Consider the following 17183-nt stretch of genomic DNA (forward strand, 5'->3'; position numbering starts at 1 on the left):
CACCCGTGGTGCTCGAAGCCCCCGCCACCGGAGCCGGTTCCGCCCTGGGGGCGAAGCCGTCCGCTCAGTAGACCGGCTTGTCCGGTTCGATCTGGTTGACCCAGCCGATCACGCCGCCGCCGACGTGCACGGCGTCGGAGAAGCCCGCGGACTTCAGGACCGCGAGGACTTCCGCACTGCGGACACCCGTCTTGCAGTGCAAAACGATCTTCTTGTCCTGCGGGAGGTTCTCCAGGGCGGTGCCCATGAGGAACTCGTTCTTCGGGATCAGTCGGGCGCCGGGGATCGAGACGATCTCGTACTCGTTGATCTCGCGGACATCGATGATGTCGATGTTCTCGCCGTCGTCGATCCACTCCTTGAGCTGCTTCGGAGTGATCGTCGAGCCGGCGGCGGCCTCCTGGGCCTCCTCGGAGACGACGCCGCAGAAGGCCTCGTAGTCGATGAGCTCGGTGACGGTCGGGTTCTCGCCGCAGACTGCGCAGTTGGGGTCCTTGCGGACCTTGACCTGGCGGTACTGCATCTCCAGGGCGTCGTAGATCATCAGGCGGCCGACCAGCGGCTCACCGATGCCCGCGAGCAGCTTGATGGCCTCGTTGACCTGGATGGAGCCGATGGACGCGCACAGCACGCCGAGCACGCCGCCCTCGGCGCAGGAGGGGACCATGCCGGGGGGCGGGGGCTCCGGGTAGAGGCAGCGGTAGCAGGGACCGTGCTCGGACCAGAAGACGGAGGCCTGGCCGTCGAAGCGGTAGATCGAACCCCAGACGTACGGCTTGTTCAGCAGCACGCAGGCGTCGTTGACCAGGTAGCGGGTCGCGAAGTTGTCCGTGCCGTCGACGATCAGGTCGTACTGGCTGAAGATGTCCATCACGTTGTCGGCCTCGAGCCGCTCCTCGTGAAGGATCACGTTCACGTACGGGTTGATGCCCTTGACGCTGTCACGCGCGGACTCGGCCTTGGAGCGGCCGATGTCGGACTGGCTGTGGATGATCTGGCGCTGCAGGTTCGACTCGTCGACCTCGTCGAACTCCACGATGCCGAGGGTGCCGACACCGGCGGCGGCCAGGTACATCAGCGCCGGCGAGCCCAGGCCGCCGGCGCCCACACACAGCACCTTGGCGTTCTTCAGCCGCTTCTGCCCGTCCATCCCGACATCCGGGATGATCAGGTGGCGGGAGTACCTGCGAACCTCGTCTACGGTGAGCTCGGGGGCCGGCTCGACCAGGGGTGGCAGCGACACGGGGACTCCGTTGGTCGGTCTATCACTACGGTTGTTCTCCCCGTAACAGTGCCATGGCCTTTTTCATTCCGAGACACCTGTTCCGATCCGCGAGACGATTTCGTCCCAGTAGCCGGGCATGGTCTCCCAGGGGTCGGTGCGCCCGCCGCGATCTGTGCGGTCGGTGAACCAGATGGTCGCGGCGCCCTGCCAGCGGGCGATGCGCAGTGCCTCGTCGAGATGCCCGAGGGGCACTCCGTGGACGAAGTGGCAGAAGCGGTCGGGCGGATAGTCGGCCGTCCACTCGGCAACCTGCGACCAGCGGTAGTCGCTCCACGAGCCGCGGAAGGTGACCAGTTGGTCGGCGCACTCGGCGTAGCCCGGGTGCGGGTGGGTGCCGTGGCCGAGGACGATGTGGGCATCGTCACGCAGGGCGCGGAGCGTGCTGACCGTGCGGCGGACCTCGGGCAGGGCGGCGCGCTCGGTCGGGCAGCGGTCGAGGAAGAAGCCGTCGACGAGGTACCAGTCGAGGTAGCGGTGGGCCTCGGCGATCAGCTCGTCGAAGGGGCCGGCGCCGTGGGGCGCGCCGCGGTGGCCGTTGTCGAAGCGGGCCGTGCTGCGGTGGGTCCTGCCCGCGTGGGTCGTGCCGCGGTGAGCCCTGTCGAAGTGCGCCCTGTCGAGGCGGGTCGTGCCGGTGTGGGCCGGGTCGAGGCGGGCCGCGTCGAGGTGGCCGAGGACGCGGACTCCGGCGTTGCGGAGCCTGCCGGCGGCCTCCAGGCAGTGGGGGTCCGGGCGGGCGCCGGGGCCGTCGGCGACGTTGAGGACGACCCAGTCCAGGGGGGCGCCGGGGCGGGTGAGTTCGCTCCACTCGGTCGGGGCGAGCAGGGGGTGCGCATAGCCGGGGATGCCGAGGCCGGTGCGGAAGTCGGTGTTCGCTGCGGTCGGCGTGGCGCCGGTCAGATACGGCATGCCGCCTCCATCCAGATATCGCCCAGGGACTCTTCGAGGTTGATCCGGGGGCGCCAGCCGAGACGGTCGCGGGCGGTGCGAACGTCGGCCTGCTGCCAGCTGCCGCAGCCGTCCGGGTACGGGTACGCGCCCGGGGAGACCTGGCTCGCTTGAGCGGCGTGGGTCGCATGGGCCACGTGTGTCGCGTGGGCACTGTGGGCGGTATGGCCGACGTGGGACAAGTGGTCCGAGTCGGGGCGCGGGTGGCCGATGGATGCCCGCAACGGGCCGGGCGGGCCGTCGAGTTCGTGGAGCGCGCCGCCGTAGCCGGCCACGCGGGCGAGCACGGCTGCGGCGTCGCGGAGGCGGACGGCCCGGCCCGAGCCGATGTTGATGACGCCCTGCGCGGCGGACAGCGAGGCGGCGTGGACTGCGCGGGCCACGTCGCGGACGTCGATGAAGTCGCGTTGGGCGCCGAGGCCGGTGAGTTTGAGCTCGCCGTCACCCGACTGCATGGCGCGGCGCATGGCCTCGGCGAGGCGGCCGAGGGGGGAGCCGGCGGGAGTGCCCGGCCCTGCGGGCGAGAAGACCCGGAGGACCACGGCGTCCAGGCCGGAGCCCAGGACCAGTTCGGTGGCGGCGAGTTTGCTGACGCCGTACGGGCCGCCGGGGCGGGGGACGGCGTCCTCGGCCGTGGAGGAGCCGGGCTGGCTCGGGCCGTACTCGGCGCCGCAGCCGATCTGGACGAGGCGGGCGCCGCAGCCGCTGCGGCGCAGGGCCTCGCAGACGGTGGCCACGGCGACGGTGTTGTGGCGGGTGAGTTCGCGGGCGCCGCCTCTGGTGGCGCCCGCGCAGTTGATGACCACGCCGGGGTGAACCGCGTCGAGGAAGCGGGTGAGGGCGCCGGGGCTGCCTGATGCGAGGTCGAAGCGGACGTCGGCGTCGTCGCCGCGACCCAGAGCGGTGAGTTGGACGGCGGGGTCGGCGAGGAGACGGTCGGCCACGAAGCGGCCGAGGTAGCCGTTGGCTCCGATCAGCAGGACTCTCATCGGGCGGCTCCCGGGGCCGAGGGGTGGTCGGGTCGGGAGGTGATCATTTGGGGTTCTCCTTCGGGGGCGGACTTCAGGCAGAGGGGCTTTCGGGCCGGAGATGGCTTTGGGTGGAGGTGGCTCCGCGCGGGAGGGGGTTTCGGGACAGGGGGCGTTCGGCGTGGCTGTGGGGGCGTATGCCTGCGGCGGCCCGGGGCGCCGGGTGGGGGCTCGCGGCTCGCCTGGGGCCGCGTTGGGGGGCAGGGCCGCGCCGGGGGGTGTCCGTCACCGGCCGGGCGGTCGCCGTGCCTCGAGAGGGGCGGTTCCGTGACGCCCGCCGCTGCGGGCGGGCACCCCCCGGTACGTCTCCCTGCCGCCGTACGCGGGTGTGGCCACGACGTGGTGGCTGTCGCGTCAGCATGTGTCGTCCGCCTTCGCGTGTGCCGATGCCCTCGTCACCGTGCGCAATGCGTGCAGGAGGAGGGTCAGGGCGCCCGCGCCGCAGGCGATGGTGGGGATCGCAGCCGGGCCCCATGTGTCGATGAGGGTCTGAACAGGGGTTGCCAGCAAGGCGCAGCCGGGGAGGCGGGCGGCGAAGAGGGAGGCCAGGGCCGTTGCCTCGGCAGAGGCTGCGGCGGTGAGGACGAGTACGGGGGCGTGGGTGAAGCCGTGGGTGGTGAGGAGGCGGGAGAGGAACAGGAGGGCGCCCAGGGTGAGGGTCTGGGGGTAGGCGAGGGGCTCGTTCAGAGTGGTCGTCGTGAGGGTCAGCAGGGCCGCCACGGCGCAGAGGTAGAGGGCGAACGTGCCCAGGAGCAAGGGTTTTGCCGAGGTGGCGAACTCCTCCAGGGCTCGGCTCGCAGAGAGTTTGCGGCGGGCTCGTACGGCGAAGAGATGGGCGCACCAGGCCGCCGGGGCACAGGAGAGCGCGAGGGCCAGTACGGGGGCTGTGGTGAGAGGCCAAGGACCTTCGGCGGTGCCGGTGGGGAGGGCGTCAGGGCCACCTGCGGCCGCTGCCTGGAGGAGGCCGTCACCGAGGAGGGCGTAGGCGATGAGCCAGCTGATCCGGGTGGTGGTGGGATGCGCTCGGTCCTTGCCGGCGAGGGGGCCTCGGGCCAGGGCGGCGCGTACGGCGAGGGCCACGGCCAGGGTTCCTGCGGTGGCCGCGATCAGGCGGGACTGGCCGTGGGTGAGGTGCAGGGCTGTCACGGTCGCCGCGCAGAGGGCACCGGGGAGGAGGGTGAGGAGGATCCAGTCGGTTCGGGCGCGGGGGGTGTCGAGGGTCGGGGCGCCTGCGCGTGACTCCGCGTCGCGGGGCACTCGGGCGTACATCTCCTCCGCGAGGGAGAAGACGTCCCGGTGCAGGAAGCGGGAGGCGGTGCGGTCGGTGATGCCGTGGGCCTCCAGGCCGGCGGCGATGTCCAGGGGGTCCACCGCGCGTTCGCACAGGTCACGGTGACGGTGCATCAGCGCCTTCACGGGGTCGGCGCCCGCGCGGCGGCTGGGGGTGGAGGTGGGGAGGGGGTCGGCGGGCGGTGGTCGGGTGCCGGTGGTGCCCGTGGGAGCAGGGATGCGTGCGTCGGCGGTGGTGGGCGGCGCGTCGGCTGCCCCTTCCCTCGCGTCCGTCACTGCCGCCGCGTCCGTCCCCAGGCCGGACACTCCCGCCCCGTCGTCCCGCGCGTATGCGTCCGGCGTGAGCCACTCCTCCGAGCGCTCGTCCCATGCGCCGGGACTGGTGGGGGCGCCGGGGCGGTCCAGCCCTCCCAGGCCGTTCATCGCGCTCCCCCCGTCGCGGGCAGTGCGGTGGCGCGTACGGGGGCTCCTGGCGGCCGGGAGGGGCCACCGCGGGCGACCAGGCGTGGTCGGTCGGTCCAGCGGCCGGGGACGTGGGCCTCGGCGGGGACGGCGAAGGGCAGGGGGGCGCCGGAGTCGTCGAGGACGACGCGTCGGACCGGAGTGCGCGAGACGATCTCCAGGTAAATGCCGTGAAATGCTGCGACGTTCTGCTCGACGGTGAACAGTTCGAGCGCACGCGCGCGTGCCGCCGCACCCAGGCGCTCGCGGCGCTCGGGGTCGCGCAACAGCGCCACGCACGCCTCCGCGAGCGCCCGGGGATTGCGCGGCGGTACGACGAGACCGGTGCCGCCGATGACCTCCACCACCGCGCCGACGTCGGTGGACACCGTCGCGCGGCCGCAGAACATGGCCTCGACCAGGCCGATCGGGAAGCCCTCCACAACGCTGGACAGGACGGCCACGGCGCCTGAGGCGTGGGCGTCGGCGAGGGCCGGGACCTCCGGGCCGCCGATCTCCTCGAAGGAGACCGGGTTGTGGCCGACGGTGTGCGGGCCCTCGGCCTCGTCGGGGAAGAGCTGCGCGGCCAGCACCTTGCAGTGGCCGAGATAGGCGGCGCCCTCGGTACCCGCGGCGGTGCCCACGATCCGCAGGCGGGTCTTCGGCTCCTCCTTGCGGACCTCGGCGAAGGCGTGCAGCAACGACACCAGGTCCTTGGCCGGTTCGACCCGGCCGACCCAGACGAGTGTGTCCGGGTCCGAGCGCTCGGGGCCCTCGCCGACCTCTGCGAAGCGGTCGGCGTCCATGCCGGGGTAGACCGTGCGCAGCTTCGCGCGGTCGGCGCCGCAGCGTTCCTGCCAGCGGCGGGCGTGGCCGTTGCCCGGCGTGATGAGAGCGGCCCGGGCGTAGGACTCGGCGGCGAGCCTGCCGTGGAGGGCGGCGAGCAGGGAGCGCACGGTGGGCGAGGAGTCGGTTTCGGCCAGGTACTGCGTGCGCAGCCGGACACCGTACTCGGTCAACAGCAGTGGTACGCCGTGGAAGTGGCGGGCGAGCAGGGCGGGCAGGGCCGCGGCGCCGCCGGAAGTGGCGTGGCACAGGTCGACCGAGCCCAGGCCGTCGTCCTCGTACCAGTCGAGCGAGAGGGGGCGCAGGGCGCGTTCGAGATGCGCGGCGACGGCCAGCAGATCGGGGACGCGCGCCTCGCGGGCCGTGCGCAGGGCGCCCCGCGCACGGCAGGCGCGCTCGAGGGTGCGTACGGCGGACTCGGAGCGGAGCGCTCCCACCAGCCCGCCCTCGTCGCGGGCGAGTTCGGCGAGGCCGTACAGCGCGTTGCCGAAACGGTCCGCCTCGGTGGCCGACGCGCCCTCGGGGGTTCCGGAGGCGTCTGTGCTGGCCCCTGCGCAGAGCACGGCCACCAACTCGCCGTAGCAGTCGGCGAACCGCCGGCGCGCGCGGCGCCCGTACACCACCCCGTCGTCCTCGGCCGCCCACAGCGGCGCCGTGCGCACCCGGCTGACCTGCGAGGGCAGCGGGATCCAGCCCTCGTCCTCCTGGCGCTCGCTGCGGCTGAGCGCGTAGATGTCGAACTCGTGCTGTCCGAGCCCGCGCACGAGCCGGTCGCACCAGAGCCTGGCGTCACCGCTCACATACGGATAGCCACCCTCCGCAATCAGTCCGATGCGCACGAGCACACCCCCGATCTCCCTTAGGGGAGCCGCCGTTCCCCCGGCGGCTCACAGCGGGACGAACGTAAGCGGACATGGCGGTGGCGCGACGGACGGTTGTCCATCGCGCCACCAAAAGGGGTGAACGGTCGTAACTTTCCCGTGCGGGTCGCGTTCCGTCGCGCTAAGAGAGTAAACGCGCACGCATCGTCACACCTGAACGGCTCGGACTGTCACACCGCGGCCAACTCCCGTCGCGCGACCCGCCGCTGGGCCGCGATCCGCGGGTCGAGCGCGGGTACGGCGGCCAGGAGCTGCTTGGTGTACGCGTGCTGCGGCTTGTCGTACACCTCGTCGACCGGGCCCTCCTCGACGATCCGTCCGCCCCGCATCACCGCGACCCGGTCGCTGACCTGGCGTACGACAGCGAGGTCGTGCGCGACGAAGACGAGCGCGAGCCCCAGTTCACGCTTCAACTCGCCCAGCAGGGCCACGACCTGGGCCTGCGTGGTGACGTCAAGCGCGGAGACGGGCTCGTCGCAGACGATGACGCGCGGGTCGGCGGCGAGCGCCCGCGCGATGCCCACGCGCTGGCGCTGACCGCCGCTGAACTCGTGGGGGTAGCGGTCGTGGTGCGCCGCTTCGAGCCCCACGCGCTCCAGCAGTTCCCGTACGCGCCCGCGGATGCGCCCCTCGTCGGCCTCGCCCCGCGCGCGGAGCGGGTCGGCGATCGACTCGCCCACGGTGCGGCGGGGGTTGAGGGAGGAGACAGGGTCCTGGAAGACCATCTGCACCGCGGGATTCACGCCCGCGCGCGCGTGGCCGTCGTAACGCACCTCGCCCGACGTGGGCTCCAGGAGGCCGACCAGCATCCGCCCGAGGGTCGTCTTGCCGCTGCCACTCTCCCCCACGACGCCGAGGGTCTCGCCGCAGCGGATCCTCAGCGTCACGTCGTCCACCGCGGTGAACGCCCGTTTCCCGCGCCCGAATTCACGCCGCAGACCGGTCGCCTCCAGGACGACGTCCGACAGGACGACGTCCGACAGGACGACATCCGGCAGGACGACATCCGGCAGGACGGCATCCACCGAGGCGTTCGTCGCTCCCTCCGGCTCCTCGGCACCCTCATGGACGGCGCGAGGCGCATCCACGCGCGGGACCGCGTGCAGCAGTTCGCGCGTGTACGGCTGCTCGGGAGTGCCCAGGACGTCGGCGACCGGGCCGCGTTCCACCGACCGTCCATGGCGCATCACGAGCACCTGGTCGACGCTCTCGGCGGCGACGCCGACGTCGTGGGTGACCAGGAGGAGGCCCATGCCGGTCTCCTCGCGGAGCGTGTGCAGCAGGTCGAGGATCTGGGCCTGGACCGTCACGTCGAGCGCGGTCGTCGGCTCGTCGGCGATCAGCAGGTCGGGCTCGCAGGCCAACGCCATGGCGATGAGGGCGCGCTGGCGCATGCCGCCGCTGAATTCGTGCGGGCGGGAACGGGATCGCCGTGGTGCGTCCGGAATTCCAACCCGGTCCAGCACCTCGACCGCACGCGCGCGTGCCGCTCGTCGCGAGGCACGCGTGTGTGTGCGGTACACCTCGGCGATCTGGTCGCCGATCGCGTAGTACGGGTCGAGCGAGGACAGCGGGTCCTGGAAGACCATGGCCGCCTTCCCGCCGCGCAATCGCCGCAGTTCGTCGTCCGACGCCTGCCGTACGTCGACGCCGCCCACCTCGACCGACCCGCCGACCCGTGCGCCCGTGCCGCGATGCAGTCCCAGCAACGCCGAGGCGACCGTGGACTTCCCGGAGCCGGACTCACCGACGAGGGCGAGGGCGGCGCCCTGCTCCAGCCGGAAGGAGAGGCCGTCGACGGCCCGCAGGGACCCGAACTCGACCGTCAGGTCGGTGACGTCCACGAGGCTCATGCCAGCACCACCCGTCGGTCGGCCACCGCGTACAGCACGTCCGCGACGGCGTTGGCGACGACCACGAAGAAGCCGATGACCAGGACCATGCCGACGACGACCGGGAGGTCGACGACGTTGACCGCGTGGACCAGTTCCTGCCCGATGCCGGGCAGGCCGAAGAGCGTCTCGGTGAGCACCGCGCCGCCGACCGCGCCGCCGAAGTTGTTGGCGTTGAGCGCGATGACCGGCGCGAGGGCCCCGCGCAGCGCGTGCCGTCCGATGACCGACCGCTCGCCGACGCCGTACGCCCGGAAGGTGCGGATGTGGTCCTCGGCCAGCGTCTCCAGCATGGAGGCGCGCGTGAGACGGGCGAACGCCGCCGCCTCGATGAGAGCCAGCGAGAGCCACGGCAGCAGCAGGTTCCACGCCCACTGTTCGGGATCGTCGGTGAAGGCGATGTACTGCGGGAACGGCAGCAGTTGGAGCTGCCCGCAGACGACGATCATCAGGACCAGGCCGATGACGAAGACAGGCGTGGCCACGCCGGCCAGCGTGACACCGGTCAGCAGCCGCTCGGTGAGACGGCCGCGTCGCCATGCGGACAGGACGCCCGTGCCGACGCCGAGGATCAGCCACAGCACCATCGCACCGAGCACGAGCGACAGGCTGACCGGCAGCTTCGCCAGGATCAGCTCCGTGACCTGCTGGTCGCTCTGGTACGACAGCCCGAGGCAGGGTGCGGAACAGTGCTGCACGGACGCGCCCGTCGAGTAGTCCTGGCCGGCGACGAGGCCTTGCAGGAAGTGCCAGTAGCGCGTGTACAGCGGGTCGTTCAGGTGGAGTTGCTCGGCGACCTGCTGCACCTGGGCGGGCGAGCAGCGCGGGCCGCAGGTGATCTGGGCGACGTTGCCGGGGGTGACGTAGAAGACGACGTAGACGATCACCGAGATGGCGAACAGGGTGACGCCCACGCCGACGGTCCGGCGCAGAACGAATCCGGTGAGACCGGTGAGCTTGGCAAGCCCGGTGAGCTTGGTGAGACCGCGGAAGCCGCTCATGCCTTGGCCTCCCTCTTGCGGCCCGTGCCCACGCGCAGCCGGGACGCCGCGCGCGGGTCGAGCGCCGTGCGCACGCCGTCGCCGAGGACGGTGAGGGCGAGGACGGTCACGAAGAGCGCGCCGGCGGGCAGCAGCAGGTACTGCGGTGCGGCCTGGTACCAGACGTCGGCGGCGGTGAGCATCTGTCCCCAGGACGGCGTCGGCGGCTTCACCCCGACGCCGAGGAAGGACAGGGCGGCCTCCACGGAGATGTTGGCCGGCACCAGCAGGGCCGCGTACGTGATGACCGGTGCGGCGATGCCGGGCAGCAGTTCCCGGCGTGCGACGCGCCAGGTGCCCCAGCCGCTGAGCCGGGCGGCGGCGACGTAGTCGAGCCCCTTCAGGGTGAGCGTCTGGGCCCGCACGATCTTCGCGATGTTGCCCCAGGCGATCAGGCCGATCACGAGGGCGACCAGCACGGGTCGCGGGAAGCTCGACGGCACGATCGCGAGTAGCGCCAACGCCATGATCATCAGCGGCATCGCCACGATGACGTCGGTGAACCGGCTCAGCAGCTGATCGACCCAGCGGCTGCCGAGCGCGGCCGCGACGCCCACCACGACGCCGATGGCGACCTGGACGACGGTCGCGGCCAGGGCGACCCCGAGGGAGACCCGGGCGCCGTGGACCAGTCGCGCGAACAGGTCCCGCCCGGTCTGCGGTTCGACGCCGAGCCAGTGGTCGGCGCTCACTCCCCCGAAGGACCCGATGGGCACGCCCCCGCGCGCGGAGTCCACCAGGGACGGGTGGTAGGTGGTCGGGTCCTGGCCCTCGATCGCGGTGAGCAGCGGCGCGGCGAGCGCGACCAGGACGAGCAGCGCGACGACGACCGCCGCGACGAGGGCGGCGCGCTGCGTCCGCAGCCGCCGCCAGAACTGACGGGCCCCCGAGGCTCCCGGGGCGACGGACGCCCCGGGAGCCTCGACGGCGAGAACTGCCTCACTCACGGCGCTACTTCACCGCGACCTGGGAGATGTCCAGCACACCGGTCCAGTCGCTGATCACGACGTTCTTGACGTTCTCGCCGTACAGCCGCTTGTAGACGGGGTGGAACAGGGGCACGGTCAGCGCCTGTTCGCCGATCTTCTTGTCCAGCGCACCCCACCGCGCGGCGGCGGCGTCGAGGTCGGTCAGCTTGTTGATCGCGTCGATCTCGGCGTTGACGGACTTGTCGTCCAGCAGGCCCGTGTTGAAGTTCGCGCCGTCCTTGACGATCTGCCGGCCGTCGAAGATCGGGGCGAGGAAGGGACCGCCCGAGGGCCAGTCGGCACCCCAGTGCGCGAGGAAGAAGCCCGGCTCGGTCTTCACGTTGTGGATCTTGTCGGAGTAGTCGTTCTCCTCCAGACCCTGCAGCTTGACCGTGATGCCCGCCTTCTTGAGGGCGTCCTGGATCGCGGTCGCGATCTCGGGGCTGGTCTCGAAGTCCTTGGCGTTGGAGTGGGTCAGGGTGACGGTCAGCCCGTTCGCGTAACCGGCCTCCTTCAGCAGCTCCTTGGCCTTCGCCGCGGCGCCGGCCGCACCCGCCGGGAAGTGGTCGTACGCCGTGTGGCCGAAGGACTTCTGGTTCGGCAGGAAGGTGGTCGCGGGCTCGGCGAGCGCGGACCCGCCCGCCGCGTTCACCACGGACGACCGGTCGATGGCGTACGAGATGGCCTGGCGCACCTTGACGTTGTCGAACGGCTTGATCTTCGGGTTGAACGCGATGTAGTTGGTGTAGCCGAAGTGTCCGGTACCGACACGCGAGGCCAATTCCTTGTCACCGGTCACCTTCGCCAGCTCGGCCGGGCCGAGGTTGGTGTCCGTGGTGACCGCGGCGGCGTCCGCACCCTGGGACGCGGACAGCCGCTGGTTGATCACCGACGAGTCGAGCCCGGACCGTACGTCGATCTTGTCGGGGTAGGCCTTGCGCTCCGCGTCCGTCGAGGCGGACCAGTGGGTATTGCGCTCCAGGGTGAGCCGCTCGCCGTCGTTCTCGTTCTCCACGACCTTGTACGGGCCTGACGAGACCGGGTGCTCCTCGTACTTCGTGCCCGTGTCCTTGTCCTTGGGCACCGGCGTGAACTGCGTCTGCGTCGCCAGGTACGGGAACTCGCCCTCGGGCTTGTTCAGGTGGAAGACGATGGTCCGCTCGTCCGGCGTCTCGATCGCCGTCAGGCCCTTCTTGTCCTTGTAGGGCCCCTGGTAGTCGGCCGCGCCGACCAGCCAGTCCCTCAAGTACGGTGCGCCGCCGGACAGTTCGGGGGCGAAGGAGCGCTCGATGCCGTACTTGATGTCGGCCGAGGTGATCGCGGTGCCGTCCTCGTACTTGAGGCCCTCCTTGAGGGTGTACGTCCACACGGTCGCGTCCTTGTTGGGGCGCCCGGTGTCGGTGGCGAGGTCGGGGACGACCTCGGCGCCGGCCTCTCCGTTCTCGCGGTTGCGGGTGGTGAGCGTACGGAAGACGAGGGAAGGGACGTTTCCGCCGCCCGAGGTGTACAGACGGGCGGGGTCGAAGTCCTGCTGCGGATTGGAGTTCAGGACCGTGAGCGTGCCGCCCTTGTGGGGCGTGGAGTCGCCGCCGGCACTCTTGGCATCGTTGTCCTCAGGCCCGCAGGCGGCGGCGCCCGCTGCCACGACCAGGCTGACGGATGCCGCGGCCACGCGGCGCGCTATGACGGACGATTGACGCATCGGAGACGACCTCTCGGAATGATGAGTCTCGGATAACGAGACGAAATGACGCGGAGTGAGACAGAAATGCACAGACGTCTGCCCCGGCGTCGGGTCGTCGGCAGCCCATGAGCGCGCCACGGGCCGGAAGCCCGTCAGCGACTCACAGGAGTGAAGGAAGAAGATCGCGACGCGAACGCCAGAGGGCGGGCGTCAGCGACAGTCGATGTCGGCCACGCACAGGGCGGTCACACCGATCAGCGCCAGCTCGATGGCGGCGCGAGAGGGGGCGTGACGGGTCGACATGTGCAGAAATATGTATGAACTCGCTGCACATGTCAATGTGACGTATGAGGCACCCGTCAACTCCCGGGATACATCCAGGGGTTGGCCCGGCAGCGGATGCCGTCGTGGTCGAGGAACTTGGTCTGCTGCTGCATGACCGGCGCGAGCTCGCCGTCCTTGTCGCAGGTCACATGGGAGTAGCCGAGCCGGTGACCGACCTCGTGGTTGATCAGCATCTGCCGGTACTCGTGGATGCGATCACCGTACGTCTCCGACCCCTGCGCCCATCGGTACGCATTGATCATGACGCGCTCGGTGGCGGCGGAGTCGCACGACACATTGTCGACGGTGGTGTCCAGGCCGGACTTGGCACACCACTCGGCCGTCGTACCGGGACTGGCCAGCGTGATCACGAAGTTCGGCTGGCCGGTGTAGATGCGCTCGAAGGTGTAGGCGCCGTTGTGCGCCCAGCTCCGGTCGTCGTTGAGCGTCTTCTGCACGGCCTCGGCGAAGAGCTCGCCGTCGAGACCGAGCCCCTGCTCCACGTCCACGCGATAGGTGTACTTCTGCCCCTTGCCGGGCGCCTTGGCGACCCCCGGGACCGCGTCGAACTTGCCCGACCCCTTGAGCTTGGCGCCGAGCGCGTACGTCTCGCCCATCTTCTGCTCGTACGTCAGCGGCGCCGGCACACTCGGCGAACTGTCCGGCGTCGGCCGCCCGTCGCCCCGCGAGGCCGAGTCCCGGGCGTCCCGCTCCTGGTCGGTGGTGGACTGCGACTGTACGTCGCCGTCGTCCCGCCCCTCGGCGACCTGACCGGCGACGACGACGGCCAGCACGGTGACGACTGCGGCAGCGGCGATGCCGGAGAAGGCCCGGCCCTTGGAGCCCTTCGCCGCCACGGGCTCGCCGGTCGGCGGGGCGTCGTCGTCATCGACGCCGGTGCCGGCATGCGCCCCGGTGCCGTCCGCGCCACCGGTGCCGGTCCTGGTGTCCCAGTCGGTGACGGAGGCGTACGGGTCGGAGGCGTGCGCGCTCTCGGTCGTACGGGGCGCGAAGACGTCGACGTCCGCGTCGCCTTCGAAGGCCTCGAGGTAGTCCTGCCGGGGCCCTTCGGACGGCGCTGCCCGCCGTGGCCGCGGCACCGGAACGCCGGTCACGGGCGGGGCGCCGGCCGCCGCGGGCGCGCCGTAGGCAACGCCGGTGCGCCCCCTCAACTCGCCCCAGCCACCGCCGGACTCACGCTGCTCGGGGTGGCCGGCTCGGGCCTGGGGGATGCCGTGGGCGGGCGTGCCGTCGGCGAAACGGGGCACGCCGTGCGCGGGGGTGCCGTCGGGGAACCTCGGAAAGCCATGTGCGGGCGTACCGTCGGGCAGCCTCGGGACCCCCTGCGCGGGCGTGCCGTCAGGGAAGCCACGACCTCCGTACGCCGGAGCTCCAGCCGGGGGCATCCCCTGCCGGGCGGGCGGCGGCCCCGGCACCCGGCGACCGCCGCCAGGTCCGCCGGACTGCGGCCAACCGCTCGGGCCCGCGCCCGGCACGGACGTCCCCCGCTGGGCCGTGCCCGGCTCCGGCTGCGCTCCCCGGGAGTTCTGTTGTGCGGTTGTGTCCGCGGTGTCGCGCTTGGACTTGGCGGGCCCGCGCCTGCTGTGGCGTCCCACGTCGCGCCTCAGCTCCCGGCGTTCTCGGTCACGGTGCCTTCGCCGCTCGCGGCGGCCTCGTCCTCGCCCGCACTCTGTCTTGCGGCCCCTGCTTCGCCCACTCTGCGGCTCGAGGCATCCCCCGTGTCCTCCGACTCCCCCGTCTCCGCGAGGAGTTCGACGAACGCCCGGGCGACCACCTCCGGGTACTCCATCATCGCCACGTGCCCGGCCTCCGGCAGGCTCAGCAGACGGGAGTCGCGGAAGGCGCGCGCGGCCCTGCTGCGCATCCGGTAGCCCACGAGCTGGTCCCGGCCGCCGTAGATGAGCAGCGTCGGAGCCAGGACGCGCTCGGCCTGGCGCCACAGCGCGTGCTGGCCGCCCAGCGTGTAGGCGTTGACCAGCCCGCGCGCGGAACGCGTCATCGCGTCCCAGAAGTACGGCAGTTGCAGCCGTCGTTCCATTTCCTGGACGGCGTTGCTGAATCCTTCCGGCGTCACCCGGCCGGGGTCGCCGTAGCAGAGGTGCATCACGCCGCGGACCCGCTGCTCCGCCGACCACTGCCTGGTGACCCGGGTGAACAGCGAGGTCACTCCGGGCACCGAGAGCAGCGCGGTGGGCACGGCACTGCGCTGGACGCGGAGCTCGGGCAGGGCGGGCGACACGAGGGTGAGCGTACGGACGAGGTCCGGACGTACGGCGGCGACGCGCGTGGTGACCGCGCCGCCGAGCGAGTTGCCGAAGAGGTGTACGGGGCCGCGGCCGGAGGCGTCGAGATAGCGGATCACCGCGCGTGCGTGCGCGGTGATCGAGTAGTCGCCGTCGTCCGGTGGTGGCGAGTCGCCGAAGCCCGGCAGGTCGACGGCCTCGCAGTCGACCTCGCCCTCGAGCAGTTCCATCAGCGCCGACCAGTTCTGCGAGGAACCGCCGAGCCCATGGACGTACAGCGCGGGCGGCAGTCCCTCGCGCGCGGGCGGCCTCGACCGCACCGTCAGCGTGATCCCGGGCAGCCCGACCGATCGCAGCCGCTCCCCCTCGGCGACCCTGACGGTCGCCACCTTGGGGAGCACATTGGCGGCCGGCGCTGACGGGAGCTCGGTCGAAGACATGCGGCAATGTTACGAGACGATCACGCAGTGGTTCATGTGTTCGCCGTCACAAGTCGACACGTACATGGCAGCTTCCCGGCCGGGAAACCCGCCGGACGCATCGTGCTCACGGAAGCCGTTCGGAGCACGCCCGAATTGCCCGCAGATCCCCCGCCGATCGCATAGCGTCCGGATCCGGTGTCTCCTAGGCTCGTACGCAGGGCACCCGGAAGTGGACCCCTGCTTCACCCAGGGACGTTGTGCCCCACGGGGACGTTCTAGGAAGGGAGCCCGCCATGGCCGTCGATCCCACCGACCCCGAGACCTTCGTGGACGACGACACCGAGCAGGACGAGGAGTACGACGTCGAGGCTCCCGCCGCCGACGCGGCCGAGCAGCACGCCGACGTCCGGCGCGACCGGGACGACCGGCTGACCGGCGCGGACCAGGACCGGGCCAGCGAGGCCGATCTCATCGAACAGGCACGCGTCGTCTCCATCGACGAGGACGACTATCGGTGACGCCGGCCATCGGCGACGGCGGCTGCCGGTGACACGGGCCGGCTCAGGGTGCGACTCTGCACGAACGAAGGTGAATGAAGGTACAGGTGGGCACGGAAGAGAGTGCCGTTGAACAGCAAAGAGACCATTTGTTGCCCGTTCCGGCCGGGTTTCAAACCTTCTGTGCGACTTTCGTCACCGTCCGGTCCGTGAAATTCTGCGCTCGCACCGCGCACACCAGGGTTACCGAAAAGTACGATGGCGGCGCGGCGCACACCGCGTGTGGACGACATTGGGAGGCGGCGTGACAGCCATCGAGCAGACAGAGGCGGCACGCCCGCGAGGCACTCGCCTGCCGCGCCGTGCCCGACGGAACCAGCTGCTGGGCGCCGCCCAGGAGGTGTTCGTCGCGCAGGGCTACCACGCTGCAGCGATGGACGACATCGCCGAGCGCGCCGGCGTCAGCAAGCCGGTGCTCTACCAGCACTTCCCGGGCAAGCTCGACCTGTACCTCGCGCTGCTGGACCAGCACTGCGAGTCCCTGATCCAGTCCGTACGGAACGCGCTCGCGTCGACGACCGACAACAAGCAGCGCGTACGGGCGACCATGGACGCGTACTTCGCGTATGTCGAGGACGACGGCGGCGCGTTCCGCCTGGTCTTCGAGTCGGACCTGACCAACGAGCCGGCCGTGCGCGAGCGCGTCGACAAGGTCACGAACGAGTGCGCCGAGGCGATCTGCGACGTCATCGCCGAGGACACCGGCCTCTCGCGCGCGGAGTCGATGCTGCTCGCCTCAGGCCTCGGCGGTCTCGCCCAGGTCGTGGCCCGATCCTGGCTGCACAGCGACCGCAGCGTGCCGCGTGACCAGTCGGTGCAGCTGCTGACGTCCCTCGCCTGGCGGGGCATCGCCGGCTTCCCGCTGCACGGCACCGAGCACCACTGAGCGTGTCGGGCATTTGTTCCCGCCCCCTGTTCGCTCCTGGCGTTCTTGGGCGGAGCGTGCAGGTCCCCTCACCGGGCTAATGTGTGCTGGGTACGGCGCGGAAGATCGCGCACTTCACTGACCGTCGGAGGGACATAGCCGTGGAGGTCAAGATCGGCGTGCAGCACGCGCCCCGCGAGATCGTTCTGGAGAGCGGTCAGAGTGCCGAGGAGGTCGAGCGGGCGGTGTCCGAGGCCCTGGCCGGAAAGTCACAGCTGCTGACCCTCGTGGACGAGCACGGCCGCAAGGTCCTGGTCCCGGCAGACCGCCTCGCGTACGTGGAGCTCGGCGAGCCGGCCCCGCGCAAGGTGGGCTTCGGCGCGCTGTAAGCGAGAAGGCGCCGACAGAACAGGCGTGACGGGAGGGGCCCGGCGACCACGGTCGCCGGGCC

15 protein-coding genes are annotated in these 17183 nt (G+C 71.4%); 3 read left to right on the forward strand and 12 right to left on the reverse strand.

The window, feature by feature from the left end:
- Window positions 1-64 precede the first annotated feature (64 nt).
- The 12 genes from moeZ to ACWGDB_RS41360 form a co-directional block, all read right to left on the reverse strand.
- Window positions 65-1243, reverse strand: a complete 1179-nt coding sequence (gene moeZ, locus ACWGDB_RS41305; RefSeq protein ID WP_451173329.1) for an adenylyltransferase/sulfurtransferase MoeZ — start codon at window positions 1241-1243, stop codon at window positions 65-67.
- A 63-nt stretch (window positions 1244-1306) separates the two neighbouring features.
- The gene (locus tag ACWGDB_RS41310) at window positions 1307-2191 is read right to left on the reverse strand and encodes a spherulation-specific family 4 protein (protein WP_453827195.1); all 885 of its coding nucleotides are present in this window, start codon (window positions 2189-2191) and stop codon (window positions 1307-1309) included.
- Window positions 2179-3219: an NAD-dependent epimerase/dehydratase family protein gene (locus ACWGDB_RS41315; RefSeq protein WP_453827196.1), complete on the reverse strand. Its 1041-nt coding sequence runs from the start codon at window positions 3217-3219 to the stop codon at window positions 2179-2181. The genes ACWGDB_RS41310 and ACWGDB_RS41315 overlap by 13 nt, the downstream gene beginning before the upstream one ends.
- A 393-nt stretch (window positions 3220-3612) precedes the next feature.
- The gene (locus ACWGDB_RS41320) at window positions 3613-4971 is read right to left on the reverse strand and encodes a hypothetical protein (protein WP_453827197.1); all 1359 of its coding nucleotides are present in this window, start codon (window positions 4969-4971) and stop codon (window positions 3613-3615) included.
- Window positions 4968-6674, reverse strand: a complete 1707-nt coding sequence (locus ACWGDB_RS41325; RefSeq protein WP_453827198.1) for a DUF3492 domain-containing protein — start codon at window positions 6672-6674, stop codon at window positions 4968-4970. Before ACWGDB_RS41325 ends, ACWGDB_RS41320 begins: the two co-directional genes overlap by 4 nt.
- Before the next feature lie 212 nt (window positions 6675-6886).
- Window positions 6887-8569, reverse strand: coding sequence for a dipeptide ABC transporter ATP-binding protein (locus ACWGDB_RS41330; RefSeq protein ID WP_453827199.1), 1683 nt, complete (start codon window positions 8567-8569; stop codon window positions 6887-6889).
- Window positions 8566-9609 carry an ABC transporter permease gene (locus tag ACWGDB_RS41335; protein WP_453827200.1) on the reverse strand — a complete coding sequence of 348 codons (1044 nt, stop codon included), beginning with the start codon at window positions 9607-9609 and terminating at the stop codon, window positions 8566-8568. Before ACWGDB_RS41335 ends, ACWGDB_RS41330 begins: the two co-directional genes overlap by 4 nt.
- Window positions 9606-10595, reverse strand: coding sequence for an ABC transporter permease (locus ACWGDB_RS41340; RefSeq protein WP_453827201.1), 990 nt, complete (start codon window positions 10593-10595; stop codon window positions 9606-9608). The genes ACWGDB_RS41335 and ACWGDB_RS41340 overlap by 4 nt, the downstream gene beginning before the upstream one ends.
- Window positions 10596-10599: 4 nt before the next feature.
- Window positions 10600-12318, reverse strand: a complete 1719-nt coding sequence (locus ACWGDB_RS41345; RefSeq protein WP_453827202.1) for an ABC transporter substrate-binding protein — start codon at window positions 12316-12318, stop codon at window positions 10600-10602.
- Between the two features lie 192 nt (window positions 12319-12510).
- Window positions 12511-12603 (reverse strand): Ms4533A family Cys-rich leader peptide, encoded by a 93-nt coding sequence (locus tag ACWGDB_RS41350; protein WP_370264589.1) that lies wholly within the window; start codon window positions 12601-12603, stop codon window positions 12511-12513.
- Between the two features lie 56 nt (window positions 12604-12659).
- Window positions 12660-14240 (reverse strand): DUF3152 domain-containing protein, encoded by a 1581-nt coding sequence (locus tag ACWGDB_RS41355; protein ID WP_453827203.1) that lies wholly within the window; start codon window positions 14238-14240, stop codon window positions 12660-12662.
- A gap of 8 nt (window positions 14241-14248) precedes the next feature.
- Window positions 14249-15328, reverse strand: a complete 1080-nt coding sequence (locus ACWGDB_RS41360; RefSeq protein WP_453827204.1) for an alpha/beta fold hydrolase — start codon at window positions 15326-15328, stop codon at window positions 14249-14251.
- Window positions 15329-15603: 275 nt separating this feature from the next.
- Here ACWGDB_RS41360 and ACWGDB_RS41365 point away from each other — a divergent pair, with 275 nt between their 5' ends.
- The 3 genes from ACWGDB_RS41365 (at window position 15604) to ACWGDB_RS41375 (ending at window position 17121) form a co-directional block, all read left to right on the forward strand.
- Entirely contained in the window at window positions 15604-15828 is a 225-nt protein-coding gene (locus ACWGDB_RS41365) for a hypothetical protein (protein ID WP_453827205.1), read from the forward strand.
- Between the two features lie 283 nt (window positions 15829-16111).
- A complete protein-coding gene (locus tag ACWGDB_RS41370) occupies window positions 16112-16753 on the forward strand; it encodes a TetR/AcrR family transcriptional regulator (protein WP_383603121.1) in 642 nt (213 codons plus the stop codon).
- Window positions 16754-16893: 140 nt separating this feature from the next.
- Entirely contained in the window at window positions 16894-17121 is a 228-nt protein-coding gene (locus tag ACWGDB_RS41375) for a DUF3107 domain-containing protein (protein ID WP_062711803.1), read from the forward strand.
- Window positions 17122-17183: the final 62 nt, after the last annotated feature.

The organism is Streptomyces sp. NPDC055013 (assembly GCF_053608645.1).